Source organism: Streptantibioticus silvisoli, from assembly GCF_027947535.2.
Classification (GTDB): domain Bacteria; phylum Actinomycetota; class Actinomycetes; order Streptomycetales; family Streptomycetaceae; genus Streptantibioticus_C; species Streptantibioticus_C silvisoli.
In genome coordinates, this window is record NZ_JAAGKO020000001.1 from 105,673 (window position 1) to 123,414 (window position 17,742).

General features: G+C 72.1%; 18 protein-coding genes. 5 read left to right on the forward strand and 13 right to left on the reverse strand.

Features of this window, described 5'->3' with window-relative positions; translation table 11 throughout:
* Nucleotides 1–3: 3 nt before the first annotated feature.
* Nucleotides 4–594: a TetR/AcrR family transcriptional regulator gene (locus tag POF43_RS00370; RefSeq protein WP_271322245.1), complete on the reverse strand. Its 591-nt coding sequence runs from the start codon at nt 592–594 to the stop codon at nt 4–6.
* A 322-nt stretch (nt 595–916) separates the two neighbouring features.
* On the opposite strand from POF43_RS00370, the gene POF43_RS00375 reads away from it, so the two are divergent.
* Both POF43_RS00375 and POF43_RS00380 read left to right on the forward strand, forming a co-directional pair.
* A complete protein-coding gene (locus tag POF43_RS00375) occupies nt 917–1,867 on the forward strand; it encodes an alpha/beta hydrolase family protein (RefSeq protein WP_271322246.1) in 951 nt (316 codons plus the stop codon).
* Between the two features lie 404 nt (nt 1,868–2,271).
* The gene (locus POF43_RS00380; protein ID WP_271322247.1) at nt 2,272–3,162 is read left to right on the forward strand and encodes an LLM class flavin-dependent oxidoreductase; all 891 of its coding nucleotides are present in this window, start codon (nt 2,272–2,274) and stop codon (nt 3,160–3,162) included.
* Between the two features lie 115 nt (nt 3,163–3,277).
* Here the strand turns inward: POF43_RS00380 and POF43_RS00385 are convergent, their stop codons facing one another.
* On the reverse strand, nt 3,278–5,044 hold the full coding sequence (locus POF43_RS00385) for a right-handed parallel beta-helix repeat-containing protein (protein WP_271322248.1): 1,767 nt from the start codon (nt 5,042–5,044) through the stop codon (nt 3,278–3,280).
* A 359-nt stretch (nt 5,045–5,403) separates the two neighbouring features.
* On the opposite strand from POF43_RS00385, the gene POF43_RS00390 reads away from it, so the two are divergent.
* On the forward strand, nt 5,404–5,823 hold the full coding sequence (locus POF43_RS00390; RefSeq protein WP_271322256.1) for a VOC family protein: 420 nt from the start codon (nt 5,404–5,406) through the stop codon (nt 5,821–5,823).
* Nucleotides 5,824–5,922: 99 nt separating this feature from the next.
* Here POF43_RS00390 and POF43_RS00395 read toward each other — a convergent pair whose 3' ends face one another.
* The 9 genes from POF43_RS00395 to POF43_RS00435 all read right to left on the reverse strand — a co-directional run bounded on the left by POF43_RS00395 (nt 5,923) and on the right by POF43_RS00435 (nt 14,882).
* The gene (locus POF43_RS00395; protein ID WP_271322249.1) at nt 5,923–6,819 is read right to left on the reverse strand and encodes an aminoglycoside phosphotransferase family protein; all 897 of its coding nucleotides are present in this window, start codon (nt 6,817–6,819) and stop codon (nt 5,923–5,925) included.
* Nucleotides 6,820–6,864: 45 nt separating this feature from the next.
* Nucleotides 6,865–7,599, reverse strand: a complete 735-nt coding sequence (locus tag POF43_RS00400) for a hypothetical protein (RefSeq protein WP_271322250.1) — start codon at nt 7,597–7,599, stop codon at nt 6,865–6,867.
* A gap of 94 nt (nt 7,600–7,693) precedes the next feature.
* Complete coding sequence (locus tag POF43_RS00405) at nt 7,694–8,614, reverse strand: aldo/keto reductase (RefSeq protein ID WP_271322251.1); 921 nt, start codon at nt 8,612–8,614, stop codon at nt 7,694–7,696.
* Between the two features lie 385 nt (nt 8,615–8,999).
* A complete protein-coding gene (locus POF43_RS00410; RefSeq protein ID WP_271322252.1) occupies nt 9,000–10,052 on the reverse strand; it encodes a beta family protein in 1,053 nt (350 codons plus the stop codon).
* A 519-nt stretch (nt 10,053–10,571) separates the two neighbouring features.
* Nucleotides 10,572–11,045: an ATP-binding protein gene (locus POF43_RS00415; protein ID WP_271322253.1), complete on the reverse strand. Its 474-nt coding sequence runs from the start codon at nt 11,043–11,045 to the stop codon at nt 10,572–10,574.
* A gap of 198 nt (nt 11,046–11,243) precedes the next feature.
* Nucleotides 11,244–12,467, reverse strand: a complete 1,224-nt coding sequence (locus tag POF43_RS00420) for a polysaccharide lyase family 7 protein (protein WP_271322254.1) — start codon at nt 12,465–12,467, stop codon at nt 11,244–11,246.
* Between the two features lie 570 nt (nt 12,468–13,037).
* The gene (locus tag POF43_RS00425; protein WP_271312693.1) at nt 13,038–13,217 is read right to left on the reverse strand and encodes a hypothetical protein; all 180 of its coding nucleotides are present in this window, start codon (nt 13,215–13,217) and stop codon (nt 13,038–13,040) included.
* A 182-nt stretch (nt 13,218–13,399) separates the two neighbouring features.
* Nucleotides 13,400–13,579: a hypothetical protein gene (locus POF43_RS00430; RefSeq protein ID WP_271312692.1), complete on the reverse strand. Its 180-nt coding sequence runs from the start codon at nt 13,577–13,579 to the stop codon at nt 13,400–13,402.
* 451 nt (nt 13,580–14,030) lie between these two features.
* On the reverse strand, nt 14,031–14,882 hold the full coding sequence (locus POF43_RS00435; RefSeq protein ID WP_271312691.1) for a LysR family transcriptional regulator: 852 nt from the start codon (nt 14,880–14,882) through the stop codon (nt 14,031–14,033).
* Nucleotides 14,883–15,144: 262 nt separating this feature from the next.
* Between POF43_RS00435 and POF43_RS00440 the strand changes: the two genes are divergently transcribed.
* Nucleotides 15,145–15,666, forward strand: a complete 522-nt coding sequence (locus POF43_RS00440) for a cupin domain-containing protein (protein WP_271322257.1) — start codon at nt 15,145–15,147, stop codon at nt 15,664–15,666.
* 114 nt (nt 15,667–15,780) lie between these two features.
* Nucleotides 15,781–16,143, forward strand: coding sequence for a DoxX family protein (locus POF43_RS00445; RefSeq protein ID WP_271312690.1), 363 nt, complete (start codon nt 15,781–15,783; stop codon nt 16,141–16,143).
* A gap of 525 nt (nt 16,144–16,668) precedes the next feature.
* On the opposite strand, the gene POF43_RS00450 is transcribed toward POF43_RS00445, so the two are convergent.
* Together POF43_RS00450 and POF43_RS00455 are read right to left on the reverse strand one after the other, a co-directional pair.
* Nucleotides 16,669–16,794 carry a hypothetical protein gene (locus POF43_RS00450; RefSeq protein ID WP_271314078.1) on the reverse strand — a complete coding sequence of 42 codons (126 nt, stop codon included), beginning with the start codon at nt 16,792–16,794 and terminating at the stop codon, nt 16,669–16,671.
* A gap of 187 nt (nt 16,795–16,981) precedes the next feature.
* Nucleotides 16,982–17,512 (reverse strand): hypothetical protein, encoded by a 531-nt coding sequence (locus tag POF43_RS00455; RefSeq protein ID WP_271323044.1) that lies wholly within the window; start codon nt 17,510–17,512, stop codon nt 16,982–16,984.
* Nucleotides 17,513–17,742 lie beyond the last annotated feature (230 nt).

The window sequence follows — 17,742 nt, forward strand, 5'->3', positions numbered from 1 at the left end:
CGTTCAACACGGTTGGCGCAGCCCGGCGATGAGGAGGGCGACCAGGCGGCGCGCGTCGTAGTGGGGGTCGGTGTCGGCGCCGATGCAGAGGTTTCCGATGCCGTGCATGAGGTGCAGGGCGTCGAGGTCGGTGCGGATCTCACCGGCGGCGGTGGCGGCGGCGAGGAGCTGGGCGCACACCGGCACGAGCCGGTCGAGGAAGTAGGCGTGCAGCGTCTCGAAGCCGGCGTTGTCGTTCTGGAGTGCCGACGCGAGGCCGTGCTTGGTGACCAGGAAGTCCACGAAGTGGTCGACCCAGCGTCCGAGCGCGGCGTGCGGTGTCGGGCCGGCCGCCAGCAGGACCGGGCCGGCTTCGGCGCAGGCGTCGACCTGGTGGCGGTAGACGGCGATGACGAGGTCCGCCCGGGTGGGGAAGTGGCGGTAGATCGTGCCCATCCCGACGCCGGCCTCGGCCGCGATGTCGCGCACCGGCGCTTCCACGCCCGAGGCGACGAAGACCGTGGCGGCCGCCTCCAGCAGGGTCTGGCGGTTGCGCCGGGCGTCCTTGCGCCGTGATCCGGCGTCGCTTCCCGCACCCCGCCCGCTGTCGTCCACCGCGACGCTCCTTCCGTGACGCTGCGCATTTTGTGCTGTCGCACGCTCCGCGACGTCGCACACTCCACGACGTTGCAAAGCGGAACGCTGTTCCGTATTGTTAGTGGAACACGGTTCCGTTTCGCCCATGATGGCAGACCGGGGTACCGCGCTGCCATCGCCGTCCCGCTCCGCACGGGCGCAGCACACCCGCGGCCGGCGACGACCGGTGTCGGAACGACCGCCGAACCAGCACCTGCCCGGCCCAGGACGCCGGCGATCCCCCCGGACTTCCGGACCACCGGGCCGAAGAACGAAGAACGAAGCTACGGAAGGCACTCCCATGTCCGCATCGAACACCGCGCCTTCGCACGTGACACCGCAGAGCGTGGACGCACCCGCCACGGTGGTGTCCGCGGGGCCGATCGTCCTGTCGGCGCCGGGCCGCGGCGAGGCGCTCCAGGTCCGCGTATCCGCCCCCGCGACCGGCGGTGACCTGCCCGTCGTCGTCTTCTCGCACGGCTTCGGCTCGTCGATGAACGACTACGCGCCGCTCGCGGACTTCTGGGCCGCACACGGCTTCGTGGTCCTGCGGCCCACCCACCTCGACTCCAGGACGCTCGCCCTGCCCGCCGAGGACCCCCGCACACCGCGGATCTGGCGCTACCGCACCGAGGACCTCCGGCGCGTACTGGACGCACTCGACGTTCTCCAGGCCCGCGTACCGGGCCTCGGCGGACGCCTCGACCACGGTCGCGTCGCGGTGGCCGGCCACTCCTGGGGAGCCCAGACGGCGAGCACGCTGCTGGGCGCGCGCGTCCTCGGCTCCGACGGCGTTCCGGGCGAGGACATGTCCGACCCCCGCGTCACGGCGGGGGTACTGCTCGCCCTGCCCGGCCTGGGCGACGACCTGACCCCGTTCGCCGCGGAGAACTTCTCCTTCATGAAGCCGTCCTTCGACCGGATGACCGCGCCGGCTCTCATCGTCGCCGGGGACCACGACCAGTCCGCGCTGTCCACCCGCGGACCCGACTGGTTCACCGACGCCTACACCCACAGCCCGGGCAGGAAGAGCCTGCTCACGCTGTTCGGGGCGGAGCACTCGCTCGGCGGCGTCAACGGCTACGAGGCCGCCGCGACGACCGACGAGAGCCCCGCCCGCGTCGCGCTGATCCAGCGACTCACTTCGGCCTTCCTGCGCAGCGCCCTCACCCCCGGCGACACCGGCTGGCAGGCGGCGGCCACCGCGCTGCACGAGGACCCCGACGCGCTGGGAACGCTGCACAGCAAGTAGGCGGGTATGGCCGGGAGCGGGGGCCGTTGCACGGCGCGGATGCGGAGCGGGCCGGAGGCGACGGTGTGCGCTGCGGATGCGCGGCGCGGGCCGGAGGCGACGGTACGCGGTGCGGTGCGGTGCGGGTGCGCGGTACTGGCAGACGGCGCGGGATGCACGGTGGCGGCAGACGGCGTGGGGGCGCGGTGCGAGTGGGCCGCGCCGGTACGGCCGCGATACCGGTGCGCGGCCCCCGCGCCTACGCGCACCGGACGGCCTCCGCCGAACCCGCTACGAGGCGGCGACCGTCCTCCCCCCGCCACTCACATCAAGCCTGACCCGTACACCTGCCGTACCGCGCTCACCGGCGGCGGCGCAGTGCTGTCCGGCACCGCCGGCATCGAGTTGGAAGGACCCACATTTCCATGACGCCATCCCTCACTCCCCGCTTCGGGATCATGACGGCTCCCTCGCAGGTCGACTACCACGACATCCTGCGGGTCTGGCGGGAGGCCGACGCCATCCCGGAGATCGAGCACGCGTGGCTGTTCGACCACCTCATGCCGATCGGCGGCGACCCGAACGGGGTGGCCTACGAAGGCTGGACGCTGCTGTCGGCCCTCGCCGCGCACACCCGGCGCTTGCGTCTGGGCGTGCTGGTGACCAGCAACCGCTTCCGGCCGCCCGCGGTGCTGGCCAAGATCGCCGCGACCGTCGACGTCGTCTCCGGCGGACGGCTCGACTTCGGCATCGGCGTCGGCTCGCGCCCCGGCCACCCGGTCGCCCGGCGCGAGTACGCGGCCCACGGTCTGCCCTTCCACGACACGGCGCACGCGGTGGGCGACCTCGCCGAGGCGTGCACGGTGATCCGGCGGCTGTGGACCGAGGCCGCGCCGTTCGACTTCGACGGCACCCACGTCCGGCTGACCGGCGCGTTCGGCAACCCCAAGCCGGTCCAGCGCCCCCACCCGCCCATCCTCATCGGCGGACGGGCGTCCTCGACGCTGCGCGTGGTCGCCGAGCACGCCGACCTGTGGAACATCCCCGGCGGCGACATCCGCGACGCCGTCGAGCGCAGCGCGTTGCTCGACCGCTACTGCGCCGAGATCGGGCGCGACCCCGCCGCCATCACCCGTTCGATCGTGCTGCCGGTCTCCTACGACGACCCCGGCGCGACCCGGAACGCGATCGGTGAAGCGCTCGACGCCGGTTTCCCGCACGTCATCCTCGGACTGGCACCGCCCTACCCCGACAACGTGGCCCGGTGGGTCGCCGAGGAACTGATCACCCCCTCACGCGCACACCACACGGCGTGAGCCCGAAGCCCGAAGAACGCCACCGCGGCCCCGGACGACCTGCCGGGCAACCGGCGCCGGCGGGGTGCGGACGAACCCGGCTCGGACCGATCCGACGGAGCCCGGACCAGGGCGGCTACGCACCCGCGGACCGCCGGTGGGGTCGGTGGAGTCGGTGGGGTCGGTGACCGTACGGGTGCCGGTGCGGACGGCGGACCGGGTGGCGGTGCGGATGCCGGGCCGGGTGGTGGTGCGGGCGGCGGCGCGGACGTTGGGGCCGGTGATGGTCGGGGTGGTGGCGGTCGCGCTCGACGGTGGTGGGATCCAGTGCCGTACGGGCCGCGGTGGCACCGCCGCCGGAGACCGTCGCGGTGTTGATGACCCGACGGGGTGCGTGCCGCCCGACGCGGACGGTGAGGGTGACGGGCGGGTACGCCGCGCCGGGGGCCAGGACGTCCTGCCGTGAGCAGGTCGGCGGGGCGAGCGTGCAGGTCCAGCCGGGGCCGCTGACGGCGGTGGCGGTCAGCCCGGCGGGGAGGGTGTCCGTGAGGGCGACGGTGGTGCCGTTGGTCGGGCCCGCGCCGGTGGTGTCGGCGACCGTGAGGGTGTAGGTGGCACCTCGCTGGCCCTGGCGGAAGTCCCCGCTGTGGGTCTTGGCGATGGTCAGCACGGGCGGGTCCGCGCACAGGCCGACCGGCAGGCTCGTGTCGCCGATGTCGCCCGTCCACTGGTTCGCCGTGCCGGCCGTGCCGGTCCCGGTGGAATTGTCCTGGCAGTCGTAGACCGTGCTGGCGTGGGCGGTGTTGCGCGTGACCCGCAGTCCGCTGTTGCCGGCGTCGATCAGGATTCCGTCGTTGCTGCTGCCGGTGACGGAGTTGCCGTCGATCAGTCCGGAGGTCTGGCCGCCGCTGACCCGGACACCGTTGAGCCGTGAGGTGATGCTGTTGCGGGTGATGCTCAGACCCGTGCTCGGTGCCCCGAACAGGCTGGTCACCCGGACGCCGGACGCGGCACCGCCGACGATGGTGTTGCTGTCGACCACCAGTCCGTCGGTGTTGCCGCCGATGAAGACGGCACTGCCCGCTGTGGGGTCGTTGGGGTCCGTGTGCGTGATGGTGTTCCCCTCGACACCGCCGCCGGTGGTGTTGACCACCACCGCGAAGTTGCCGTCGTCCACGCTGGTGTTGTCCGTGATGAGCAGGTCGCGGGAGAAGTTCGTCGTGGTTCCGGTGGTGTTCACCGCCGCGGAGCTGTGGCCGGAGAAGCTGTTCTGGGTGATGGTGGATTCGTTGGCGGGCCCGTTCGAGACGAAGACACCCGTTCCGCCGGCGGCTCCCGTCTGGTTGTCGTTCACGAAGCGGTTGTGCTCCACCAGCGTCGGACTCGCCCCGGTCGACTGGAAGTTGATGCCGTAGGTGTTGTTGGCGATGATGTTGTCGAGGAACGAGAAACCGCTGCCGCCGCCCTGGAAGGCGCTGATGCCGTCCGCGTCCTGGACGGGCGTGCCGGCGTCGCGGATGGTGAATCCGTCGATGGTCACGTTGCCGACGCCGGGCTGGACGCTGAAGTCACCGGTGGGGGAATCGACCACCGACTCGTCGCCCACCACCGTACGGCCGGTACGGGCGTCGACGCCGGCCTGGGCCCCGAGGAAGATCAGTGGTTTGTCCACCACGACGGTCTCCGGATACGTTCCGGCGCACACCCGGATCGTCGCGCCCGCGGTGGCGGCGTTCACCGCCGCCTGGATCGTCGCGAACTGCGGGTTCGCACACGTCGGCCCGGCGGTTCCCACCACCAGGTCGCCCGGGGCCGCGGCGACGGGGACGCAGGCACCGACCGCCAGGATCGCCACCGCCACCCCCATCGCGAACGTCGCCTGCGCGGGCAGTCGTGGAGCCACGGTGCACCGTCCTTGAAGGTCTCGGGCCGCTTGTGTCCCCTTCGGTGGTCCGGGGAAAACCGTGGCCCCGGGATTCCGCCCTTTTGGAGCACGGAACCATGGAGGCGGAGGCTGCTGCGAACGGCGTGTCTCCGCGAACGCGGTCGTACAGGGCTGCGTTGCACTTCGTCCGACGATCACCGAGCAGGCCGGCGTTCGCAGCACCGGCCAGGAAAGGCACGCCCGTGCACACGGCAGGCAACGACGACAGCTCCGGGCGGGACGGCTCCCTGCTCGACGGGATGGCCCGCGGGAGCGCGGGGGAAGCCGGACGCGGCGCTGGCGGCGGCAACGGCGGTGGGGGTGGTGGCGGCGGCGGCGTGAGTCGTCCGCGCGCAGGGACGCTGCATCATGTCGAGCTGTGGGTGCCCGACCTCGACCGTGCCGTGGTGAGTTTCGGCTGGCTGCTGGAGGCCCTGGGGCACACGCTCCACCAGGAGTGGGACGGCGGCCGCAGTTGGCTGCTGGGAACGGCCTACCTGGTCGTCGAGCAGTCCCCGGCCCTCACCTCGGACCGGCACGAGCGGTGCCGCCCGGGCCTGAACCACCTCGCGTTCCACGTCGAGGACAGGACGGCGGTCGACGCGCTGGCCACCGAAGCGGTGCACCACGGATGGCACTTGATGTTCGCCGACCGGCACCCGCACGCCGGTGGCGCCGGGCACTGCGCCGCCTACCTGGAGAACGACGACGGCTTCGAGGTCGAACTCGTCGCCATCGATGCGGCACCAGATGCCTGACGCTGCGTCATATGCCGTGCCGGTACTGCCGGTTACCGACCGCCATCGCTCCATCGCCCCGGACGGCCGGCCGGCCCGACGGGAACCCCGGGGACGCCATCACTCCATCGACCCCAGAATTCGGTCGAGCGTCCGCCGCCCCATCGTGCTCATCGTCGGATTGCTCTCAACGTAGTACCAGACGGCACCCATCGACTGCTCGAAGGCCCAGGCCTTCCCGCGCTCCCACTCCAGGTCGTCACAGCCCAGGGCCCGTCGCAGCACCTCACGCGGCCCCCGTTCCAGCAGGTGCCACGCGCCGACCAGATCCAGCGCGGGGTCCGCCGGGCCGAAGCCGCCGGCGTCGAGTACACCGCTGAGCCGGCCGCCGGTGACCAGTAGGTTGCCCGGAATCAAGTCACCGTGAGCCATCACGTCATCGCCCTTACGTGGCAACTCCCGCAGCCGGCACCACACCTGGCGCAACCGGGGCACGTCGAGCAGGTCCTCGCTCCGCTCGAAGCACTCCGCCATCCACTCGTCATGGTGGGTGAGATCGCCGCCACGGCCTTCGCCGCCGAACCGCCGACCCCGCGTCCCGGCTTTCCGCAGGGCCGCGATGAACGTGGCGAGGTCGCGTGCGAAAGCGTTCGACCCGCTCGGATCGGCCTCCGACGCGACCGTTCCCGGCAGCCACGTCTGGACCGACCACGGCATGGGGTAACCGGCCCCGGGCTCCCCCAGTGCCGCGGGTTCCGGGGTGGGGAACGGCGAGACCCGTGCCAACTCCGCACTCGCCAGAGCCTCTTGTTCAAGCACCGTCCGTTTCTCGGCGGCGTCGGCCAGGCGCAGCGGAAAACGCGCCGAGAGGCCGTCCCCGATACGGAAGATCGTGTTGACCGTTCCGGACGACTTCAGGAGCCGGATCTCCTGGTCGCCCCACTGGGGGAACTGCTCCTGGACCAGGACGGCCACGGTCTCCGCCGTCACGTCCACTTGGTCATCGTGCATGCCCATGTACTCTCCGACTCCTCGGTGCCCTCGGAATGCCCCGCCCGGCCATCAGCCTCGGGCCTGCGGTGCGAAGACGCCGGGTTCGTCCTGGAGGATCTGGTTGAGTGCGGCCGGGATGAGCGCCGTCATGGTCGCGGTGAGAATCGCCAGGTCCGCTCCGGCCTGGTGGGCACGGGTTGCGGCGATGTCGAAGTCGGCCGAGCCGTGCGGAGTCAGCCGGCACACCTGCGGCGTGGGCGGTTGCGTGTCCCCCTTGACGACCCGCCCGGTGCCGTCGCTGACGACCACCGTGTAACGAGCCGTCAGCTGCGGGCAGATCAGGCGTACATCGCCCGCAAGTTCGCTGAGCGGAGTCCCGGCCTTGAAGCCCTCGCAGTCGATCGTGAGGTTCACCGACAGGCCGAACTCGTACCCGGGGCGGAGGAACAGCAGCTCCGGCAGCAGTGGCAGCGCGGACACGTGCTGCACCCGGCCGCCGAAAGCGCCGACCACCGCACAGGAATCAGCGGGGTCCGGCTGCGGTACCCGGAGCGGCAGGCGGGAGTCGAGTTCCCGGACGGCTCCGCCGATCAACGCACCTGCCTGCTCGGGCGGAACGACGGGTTCCAGGATCGGCACTCCGGGACCGGTCGGCCCCGCCGGAGGCCCGGACTCCGCCCGCGCGCCGGCACCGGCCGGCTGTGCGTCCGCCGGCGGTGCCTGCGCGACCGCCACCGCACAGGACACCGCACCGGCGACGACGAGCACTCCCCACCGCGACCGGCGCAACCTACGCGTACTCACGAACGACCTCCTGCGACCCATGGGCGGAACTCCTGCCCACCCTCGCACCTCCAGCCGGTCGGCGCTCGGCAATCAGGGGTCGGCGGGGCGCGGTTCAGGCCGCGCGAACGGCGGACAGGAGCGCCGCCTCCTCATCGGTGAGGTGCAGGGTCGCCGCCGCGAGATTGTCCACGAGGTGGTCCGGGTTGCCGGTGCCGGGGATGGGCAGCACGTGGTCGCCCTGCCGGAGGGTCCATGCCAGCCGGACCCGGGCGGGCGACACGCCGTGCGCGCGGGCCACCGCGAGCACCTCACCGCTCTCGGTGCCGGTCGCCCCCGCCGCGCGCCCGTCCCCCGCGATGGAGAAGAACGGTACGAACGCGATGCGTTGCGCCGCGCAGAGCCGCACCAGTTCCTCGGCGTCCCGGGAGCCCACCCCGTACTGGTTCTGGACGCACACCACCGGCGCGATCGCCCGGGCCTCGGCGAGGTGGTGCGGCCGGACGCCGGAGACGCCGAGATGACGGATGAGGCCGGCCTCGCGCAGGTCGGCCAGGGCGCCGAAGTGTTCCGCGACGGAGTCCTGGCCCATGACGCGCAGGTTGACCAGGTCGAGGTGGTCGCGCCCGAGCTGGCGCAGGTTCTCCTCGACCTGGCCGCGCAGCTCGTCGGGCCGCGCCGGGGCGGCCCACTCCCCCGAGGCGGTCCGGGCCGGCCCGACCTTCGTGGCGATGACGAGGTCGTCCGGGTAGGGCGACAACGCCGAGTTGATCAGCTCGTTGGCGGAGCGGAGCCGCGAGAAGTAGAACGCCGCGGTGTCGATGTGGTTGACGCCGAGTTCGACGGCCCGGCGCAACACCTCCAGCGCCCGGTCGCGGTCGCTGGGGGTGCCGAGATGGAAGGCCGCGCTCCCGGTCAGACGCATCGCGCCGAAGCCGATCCGGTTGACCTCCATGTCGCCGAGCCGCCAACTGCCCGCCGCAGCCGCGGGGCTCGTCCCGGGCGCCCTGTCCATCGGTTCCCTCTCACCGTTCATCCTCTTCGTTCCTCATCCTCGTTCGTCGTTCTCGTTCGTCGTTCTCGTTCATCTTCTTCGCGAGGTGACGCGGCCCTGAACTATGCAGAGGCGACGGCCTGGAGCGAAAGGTGTGGAGGCTGGTGGGAATGTCACAGCGAAGCCAGGAACACGGGAGGTGTCCGGGGGAGTTGGAACTGGTGTCGCGGGTCGCGATTCTGCCGTTGACCGGCGGCGTCGCACCGCCTGTTCCGCCGGGGACCGAAGACAGGCTTTCCGCGAGTCGGCGGCGCCGCGGAACCGCCGCGCAGGAGACCGTGTGCCGGACTCCCACCGTGGGGGGAGAAGCGCGGTGAGCACATCTCGGGCGGCCGGCCCCGTCCGCGCCGGCGGGCCCGCAGGATTACTACTGCTCAAAGCGCAGGCTGTTGACGACGTACGTCATGTGTTGGGCGTTGCCGACCCAATTCCAGGTCCCGAAGTTTCCCGTTCCGCCGACGCCGGACGCGCAATCGCGCAACCACACTTCAGCGGCTCCGGCGACCGCCCCGCGGAAATCAGGCAACGCCGTCAACTGCTGTGCCGCCGCGCGGTTGTGGGCGATACGGCCTTCACCTTTCGCCAGCGTCTTGACGAGGACGTGGGACCGCTCGGTGGTATAGCGCAGGACACCCCAGGGCGGTCCGCCGTTCCCCGACCGGGCATCACGGGCCAGGGCCGCGGCGGAGAGAACGCCGTAGTCACCGTAGGTCAGCAGGGGCAGACAGGCGCGACCGCTGTCGGCCACTTCACGCCACATCTCCCACTCCGTGCGCGGCTCCTCGCGCAACCCCGGGTCCACCATGTCGAGGGTGGCCGGGCGGACTCCACCGGCGATGGTGGCGACGGTCCGCCAGGGCGCGAGGGGGACGAGGGCGTCCAGGGCCCGCAGCGCCTCCTTTCCGGCATCAGGCCGATCGGCGAGGACACCCGCCATGTCCAGGAGAAGGTCCACGCGCAGGGTCGGCCCCGCCCTCCCGAGCAGGTCGCGCACCTGTTCGGTCACCGCGAAGTCCCACTCCCCCGGTACCCGGACCCGTACACCGATCCCGTTCCCGTTCCCGGAGCGCAGGGCCGTCTCCAGCGCCGACACCTGCTGGGCCAAGGGTCGTCCCGGCCCTGTCACGAGCCGCAGCGGGCCGGTGGCAGCGGCCTTGCGCAGGATCGAGGCGATCGCGCCCGTCTGTGTCTCGTCCGCGAACGGCGCGTCGAACCAGGCCGGGGAGTAACGCTGGACCTGGGCCACGACGGCCAGGTCCTTCTCCAGCGCGACGGCGAGCGCGGACGGCGGCAGGCCGGCGTGCGGCGGAAGGGTCCACAACGGCGCGACAGCCCGTTGAACGTCCGGATGGAGTCGACGGTAGGCATCTGCGGCATGCGGCCGGGTCGGAAGTACGGGAACATGAAGTGGTCCGGCCATGGCGGATTCCCCTCGGCACCCTCGGCTTTCCCCTGGTCCCAGGGTGAGCAAAGGTCCCTGGTCGAGGAAGAGCGCGTTCTCAGCCACAGTGGCCGGGGAGGACGACGCCGCGAGCGGTGAGCAGCCTGTTCGGCCCACCGCTCAAGGGATCACGGTAGAAACGGAACCGGTTGGTCCGGCCCCGGGGGAACGCGGGAAGTGACCGCCGGATTCCGCGAGACCGGATCACCTCGGCGGCGGAGTCCGGAGGGAAGTCCGCCGGAGATACGGGTTCCGGTCGGCGTTGCCTGGCCGATCGCCCGAACAATCCGTTTCGATGAACCCGGGAACATCACAACGCCCCGCGCACGGCCGGGGGTCGCCCGGTGGCCTGAACCGACCAGCGGGCAAAACCCACTTGAGGTCGGCCGCCCGGCCGGTGCGGCAGGCGGCGCGTTGCTCCTGCCCCGGGGTTGCCGGCCGTCCCGCCCGTTGTGGGCAGCGCACCCCGCGCCGGATCGCGACCGCCGGCAACCGAATTCAGTGCCCGGCGAGTTCTTCCAGTTGCCGCACGACGATCTCGACGGGTGCGGTCGCGTCCAGCTCGTGGGTGGCTGTGGCGCGGAGCAGCGGCTCGACGGTGGCCAGGTGGTGCAGAACGGCGTTGCGTTCTTCGGGACGTTTGCCGTAGGGGTTGCCGGTGCGTGCCGCGATGCGGACCAGCAGGACCTCCGCGGGGGCGCTGAGCAGCACGACCTGGTCGAACGAGGGGTAGAACCGGCCCTGGTTGGTCTTGCAGCCCGCCACGAAGAGGCTGCCCGTGGCGTGGCCGGCCAACAGGTCGGTGATGGCCTGCTCGCGCCAGACCCAGTCGGGGGAGCCGTCCGGCGTGGTGACCCAACGGCTCCACACGTCCGTATCGGTGTCCACCGTGCGGTGCCCGCGCAGCCGCAGCAGTTGGAGTGCCGTCGACTTGCCGACGCCCGACATGCCGGTGATCAGGATCTTGCCCACGCGGACAGCGTAGGCGCCCACCACGCCGCCGGGGAGGCGTGGTCCCGGGCGCAACCCCGCTGCGCGGCACCCCCGGGGGCGCAGGACAGGCTGCGGCACCCCGCCCGCGTCGCCCGTGGCCGGGGCACCCCTTCGCCGGGTCGGCACCGATACCCCTCCCGGCACCGGCACCGGCGACCGGTGGGATTTCGCCGTGGGCTACGTGTGGCTGACGGTGACGTCGTAGACGTCGACCTCGCCGTAGTTGCTCGCGCTGCACGGGGAGGAGTTGGTGCAGTTGGCCTGGACGTAGGCGCCGGTCTTGAAGTAGTTGCCGGAGCCGGTGTAGGCGATCGTCGTCTCCAGCGTGCCGTTGTAGTACGCCTTGATGGTGCCGCCGCTGACGACGAACTCGGCCTGGTACGGGGTGCCGAGCTGGTAGCTGCTGGTCACGAGCTTGTGGTGGGTGTCGTCGCCGTCGGTGACGTAGAGGTCGGTGCCTTCCAGACGGAAGACACTGACGTCGTCGGAGGCATTGTGGATCTGGGCGCCGACGACCTGCGGTTTGGTGTTCGGCAGGTGGGTGAACGCCTCCTTGACCGTCAGGGTGCTGGTGCCCGAGGTCGCCGACCAACTCGCCTCGTCGGCACCGCCGTTCGTCATCTCACGCAATTCCGAGCGGGGGTAGCCCGAGCCGCTGGTCGTCACGCCGTTGACCCCGGCGCGGAACTGCACGGCGGTGCCGCCCGGCGCCACGGTGAAGTACGGGTCGTCGTCGTAGGTGGCCAGTTGCGGCTGGCCGATCTCGGTCGGGTCCTCGGACGGCCCGGTCGGCAGCGTCTCCTTCCAGTTCGTCAGGTCGAGCACCTGCCCCGGCACCGTCGCCGTGCCGCCCCCGCCACCGCCGCCGGTCGCGGCACCGCCCCAGACCTCGACCTCCGTCAGGCTGTTCCACGTGCCGGCCGTCCCGTCGCTGTCCAGTACGTAACCGTCGCCGACGTAACGGACCCACGACGTCTGCACAGCGGGGAAGGTGAACGACTCCAGCGCGGTCGACGTCCCGCTGCTGCGCCCGTTGTACGCCGTCTGCCAGGCGCTGCCGTCCCAGTACTGGAGCTGGAAGACGTTCTCGCGCGAGTCGCCCTGGTAGACGGCAAGCTTGATGTGCGTGACGGTGTGCACCGTGCCGAGGTCCAGTTGCAGCCACGCGCCGTCGCCCTGGCCCGACCAGCGCGTCGAGTAGTCGCCGTCCACCACGTTGCCCGGTACGTCGCCGTCGTTGCTGCTGGCGGTCACGGCCGAGGCGGCGGGCGTGATCTCCACGTCCGCCGCCTGGGCGGCACCGGACACGCCGAGCACCGCGGCCCCCGCGGCCATCGCCACGGCGGCGGCCACAGCACCGCGCCGCCCGCGGCCCCACACGCTCTTCCGGACCCTGTTCATCGAGAACCTCTTCGTGTGTCGGGGCAGGTGACGGAGGATCATATCCGCGCCCCGACACGGGGCGACAGGTCGTCGCACCGGCACCTTCGTCCTGCCTCGCCTTGTCTTGCCTTGCCTTCTTTTACCCTGCCTCGCCTTGTCTTGCCTTGACTTGTCTTGCCTCGCCTGACTTGCCTTGCCCCGCAGTGCGTGGCGGGCGCTGTCAGCGGGACCGACGCCGAGGTGGCCGGGTTCGGCGGGTCGGAGGTCGAAGAGTTCGCTGCCGTGGCGGGTCGGGCGGGGGCGGCGGTGAACGCGTGGATGGCGCGGTGAACGCGGTGAACGCGGTGAACGCGGTGAACGCGGTGAACGCGGTGAACGCGGTGAACGCGGTGAACGCGGTGAACGAATTCGACGGGAACGCCGAAAGCCACGCGTGCGAACTGAGCGCTAACGGGCGGGAGTTCGGGTCCGGCAGCGGCAGGTGCTCGGCACGCTCACGCAGAAGACAACCGAACGGCGGCCGCGACAGCCGCCGGAGTCACACTGCGGCGGCCCGGCGAGGTCGTCCCCGCCGGGTCGCCGGGGCGTTCACCAGCTGCCGCTGGCGCCACCGCCGCCGAAGCTGCCGCCACCGAAGCCGCCGAAGCCGCCGGTGTCAGCCGCCGCGGGACCCGCGAGCAGGGCAACGCCGACCACCGCGGCGGTCAGAGCGAGAGCGGCGGAAGCCGCCACCCGACGGACGCGGCGGGGCTGAGTCTGCTTACGCATGCGTACTCCTATCGGTGATCAACAGGGAAACCGTGAAACCGGTTCCGGCTGCGCGAGTATCGCAGCGGGCGACGGCCCCGTGGAATACACGACGCCAACTCCCCTGGCGGCACCGCAGCTTCCTGCCACGGGCGCCGCCCCGGCCCGCCCTGCGGCGGCCCCGGACGCGGCGCCCGGACGGATCACCAGCTGCCGCTGGCGCCGCCGCCACCGCTGCTGCCGCCACCGAAGCCGCCGAAGCCGCCGGTGTCAGCCGCCGCGGGACCCGCGAGCAGGGCGACACCGACCACCGCGGCGGTCAGAGCGAGAGCGGCGGAAGCCGCCACCCGGCGAACGCGGCGGGGCTGAGTCTGCTTACGCATGCGTACTCCTATCGGTGATCAACAGGCACAAGACTGTCGTGCCGCCCGGAGTATCGCAGTGGGCGCCGCCGCGAGGAATACGCATCGTCGGATCTCCGCTCCCGGGCGCAGCTTCCTGCCACGGCGCGGGGCCGGCGGCGGGTTCGGGCGGCGGGTTCGGGCGGCGGGTTCACGTGACGGGTTCCCGTGGTGGCGGCGGCGATTCGGAAGACGGCGCGGTGGCGCACGTCCCCGGAGGTTCAACTCCGACTGTGAGGACTCCGCGCAACGCCGGGCCCCCTCGTGGGCCTCGGCAATCACCACCAGCCGCGACGGGGTCAACTCCCTACGCACAACGCAGGTTGGCCGAGAGCCCGATCCCGTCCACCGCCCTCGCGACCATCACCGGGGGCCGTCCACCTCACCGGTCGGCGTCACCGTTCAGCATCGGACAGCGCCGGCCGCAAGCCGTTCAGTCGCGGTAGGCGGCCGTCGCGATCCGGACGAATGACCGGATCAGTGGGTTCGGGTCGGACCCGTTCCATGCCGCCACCACGCGGCTCGGTGCCATGTCGGTCAGCGGCACCACGGCCAGTTCCCCGGGGTGGTCGTGCCCGAGCGGGGTCATCCCGACCGTGCCGTTCCAGAGCACGGCCTGAAGGCATTCCTGGACGGCGCGGACCACCGGGCCCTCGCGGGGCTCGCCGCCGTTCCAGTACGACTGCCAGCTCGGGTCGGTGCCTTCGGGGAACTGGAACCAGCGGCGTCCGGCCAGGTCGGCCAGCGTCAGGCGGTCGCGGCAGGCCAGCGGGTCGTCGGCGCGCAGGACCGCGCCCACCGGGTCGGCGCGCAGCTCGCACACCGTCAGGCCGGTCTCGTCGAACGGCCCACGCGTCAGGGCGACGTCGACGAGTCCGGCGCGTAGCCCGCAGGTCGGATCGGTCAGGTCGGTCTCACGGATCCGCACCTCGACGCCGGGGTGCCGACGGCGGTAGGCGGCGGCCAGCCGCATCGCGCCGGGGTCGGTGCTGTCGCCCAGGATGCCGACGGTGAGCGTCGCGGCACCGGCGGCCGCGGCCACCCGTACGCGCATCCGGTCGGCCCGGTCGAGCAGGGCGCGCGACTCCTCCAGCAGCACCACGCCGGCCGGGGTGAGCGTGACGCCGGCGGCGGAGCGCTCGAACAGCACGGCGCCGGCGTCGTGCTCCAGCTTCCTGATCGCCCGGCTCAGCGGTGGCTGGCTCATGTGCAGCCGGACGGCGGCCCGGCCGAAGTGGAGTTCCTCGGCAACGGCCACGAAATAGCGCAGCGTTCGCAGCTCCATAGCCAGCAACGATACCCGCGCGGTATCGGCCTCACCCCATCGGTCTTGGACAGCCGCCGAGCCCCGGCAGTGGAATCGAAGCATGCCGGACGAACCCAGGACCAGCGAACCGATGCCCAGCGAACCGATGACGGACTCCACCGGGCCGAGCACCGAACCGATCGCCGACCCCGCCGAACCGCTGACCACCGAACCGACGACCGACCCCGCCGAACCGAGCACCGCCGTCACCACCGAACCGACGACCGACCCCGCCCAACCGCTGACCGCCGAACCGACGACGGAGTCCACCGAACCGGCGACCGGCCCGGCCGTGTCCGTCGTCGGCCCGGACGACGGCGAGAAGATCCTCCTGGGCACCACGCGGCTGCGCATCCTGGAGGACGGCCGCACCACCGGCCACCGTCTCGGAATCGGCGAGACCGTCCTCGCCCCGCACACGGACGGACCGCCGCAGCACCGCCACGCCCAGCACGACGAGGGTTTCTACGTCATCTCCGGCTCGGTGCGGTTCACCGTCGGGCGCGAGAGCTACGACGCGGGCGCGGGCACGCTGGTGATGATCCCGCCCGGCGCCCCGCACACGTTCGCCAATCCGGGCGACCGGCCGGCCGTCATGCTCAGCACGTTCACGCCCGACCTGTACGTGCAGTACTTCCGCGACCTCCAGGACATGATCGCCGGCGGCCAGGCACTGAGCGCGGAGGCGACCGTCCGGACGATGAGCCGCTACGCCACCGAGCCCGCCACCGACTTCGCCGGGCCCCCGGAGCACCCCGCGTAGGTCTCCCCCGGCGCGGAAGCGCTCACGCCGCAGGCCAGCACCTCCGTAACGCGCAAGCACTCACGCCGCGACCTGCGATCCGGTCGCTCACAACTGGCAACCGTGGAGGGGAACATGAACGTCGCGTACTGGATCGTGGCCGGAGTACTCGCTGTCTTCAACCTCTACGGGGGCGGGGTGAAGGTGATCAGGACCCGTGAGCAGCTCCGGCCGATGATGGCCTGGGTGGACCGCACGCCGATGCCGGCCGTCCGGGCCATCGGGTCGGTCGAGGTGCTGGGCGGCATCGGGCTGATCCTGCCGCCGCTGACCGGCATCGCGCCCTGGCTGGCCCTGGCCGCGGCCATCGGGTTCGTACTCCTTCAGCTCGGCGCGACCGCGGTCCACCTGAACCTCGGCGACCGCCGCGTCGCCCTCAACCTCGCGCTCGTCGCCACCGCGGCCGTGACCGGCTGGCTCGCGACGAGTTGGCTGTGACGCAGGCGGGTGGTGACGTCACCGGTGGTGACTTCGGGGGCGTGACGCCATCGGTGGTGACGTCGGATGTCGTGAGGTCATCGGTGGTGACGTCATCGGTCGTAACGTCATCGGAGGAAGTCAGTCCTACCGTCCCTCCGCAGAATCCCGCCCAACCGCAGAGCCCCAGCCCTGCCCGCGGAGCCCCCCAACCCCCAACGTCCCCCGGAGACCTGACAGTTGACCGATGCGCTGTCACGCTCCGGGCATGCACGATTCAGCGCAGCCGCAACCGCCGGAATCGCCCGAACCGTCCTCCGACGCAGGCTACGTGTGGCCCGAACCCTGGTGGCGCAGGCCGAAGGTGTGGGTTGCCGTCGGCTCGGTGTGCGCGGTCGTCGCCGCCGGTACGGCGTGGGGCGTGACGCGCGATGCCAAGCCGTCGACGTTCACCCTGCACGGCGCGGTGAGTCTGCGGTGGGTCGACCGTACGGCCCGGAGCACGACGGCCGGCCCCGGGTGCACGGGAGGTGGCGCGGCGGGGATCTACTCCTCGGTGCACGAGGGTACGACCGTGGAGGTCGACAACTCCTCCAGGGTCGAGGTGGCGATGGGCACGTTGGGTGCCGGGCGGCCGGATTCGGTGTCGTCCCCCACGGCGTGCCGCTTCACGTTCGTGGTCTCGAAGGTGCCGGCCGGGTCGCGGTCCTGCGCGTTCCGGTTCGGGATCTTCGGCGACGGCCCGTATCCGCAGGCCGTGCTGAAGGACGGGTTCCTGCTGGGCCTGGGCCGACCCGCCCCGGAGCGCGGGGCCGGGCGTCCGGCGGCGTCGGCCGTGCGGAGGTGCTCCGCCGGCCGGTCAGGTTCCGTAGGTCTGGACGGTCGGGGAGTGCCCGTTCCAGGTGCAGAAGACCGACGAGGTGTGGAGGCCGGAGGTGAAGTCCACCCGGATCCAGCCGGGTTGCTTCCACACCCGCGTCGACCAGCCGGTGTCCGGGGTCGCCGAGACGAAGGACGCCGCGGCCGGGCCCAGGTCCAGCACCACGCGGCCGCCGCTGACCGGGTAGCTGTGCACGTCACCCGTGGCCCCGGCCGCGTTCGGGACGGGCCGGGCGGTGCCGGGCGGCTGCTGCGGACCGGTCCCGGCGGACGCCGTACCGGAGGGACCGCCGCCGGACGGCACCGCCGCCGAGGTGCCGGGGGCCGGCGGGCGCGGCCGGGAGGTGGACGACGTGCGGGGCGGCGGGCTCGGCGCGGTGGACAGCGGCAGCGCGCGCGGCGGGTCGTCGACGGTGCCGGTCAGCACCGTGTGCACGCCGAACCACGACAGCGCGACGGCCGTGCTCGTCGCCAGCGTCCACGCCGCGCCATGGGCCAATCCTCGTAGCATGGTCGCCCATCCTGCCTCACCGCTGTCCGGCGTCGAGCAGCGCCCGGGGTGAGCCGGTGCGTACCGCGAGCGCCGCCGCACACGGACCGGGGTGAGCGGATCAGCGCTGCGGGCGGTGCCGTCCGGCCGTAGAGCGACGCCGTCCGGGCCGCAGAGCCGCACCACCCGACCGCGGAGCCGCCCCCTCCGTACCGCAGAGCGACGCCGTCCGGGCCGGGCGCGAGGGAATC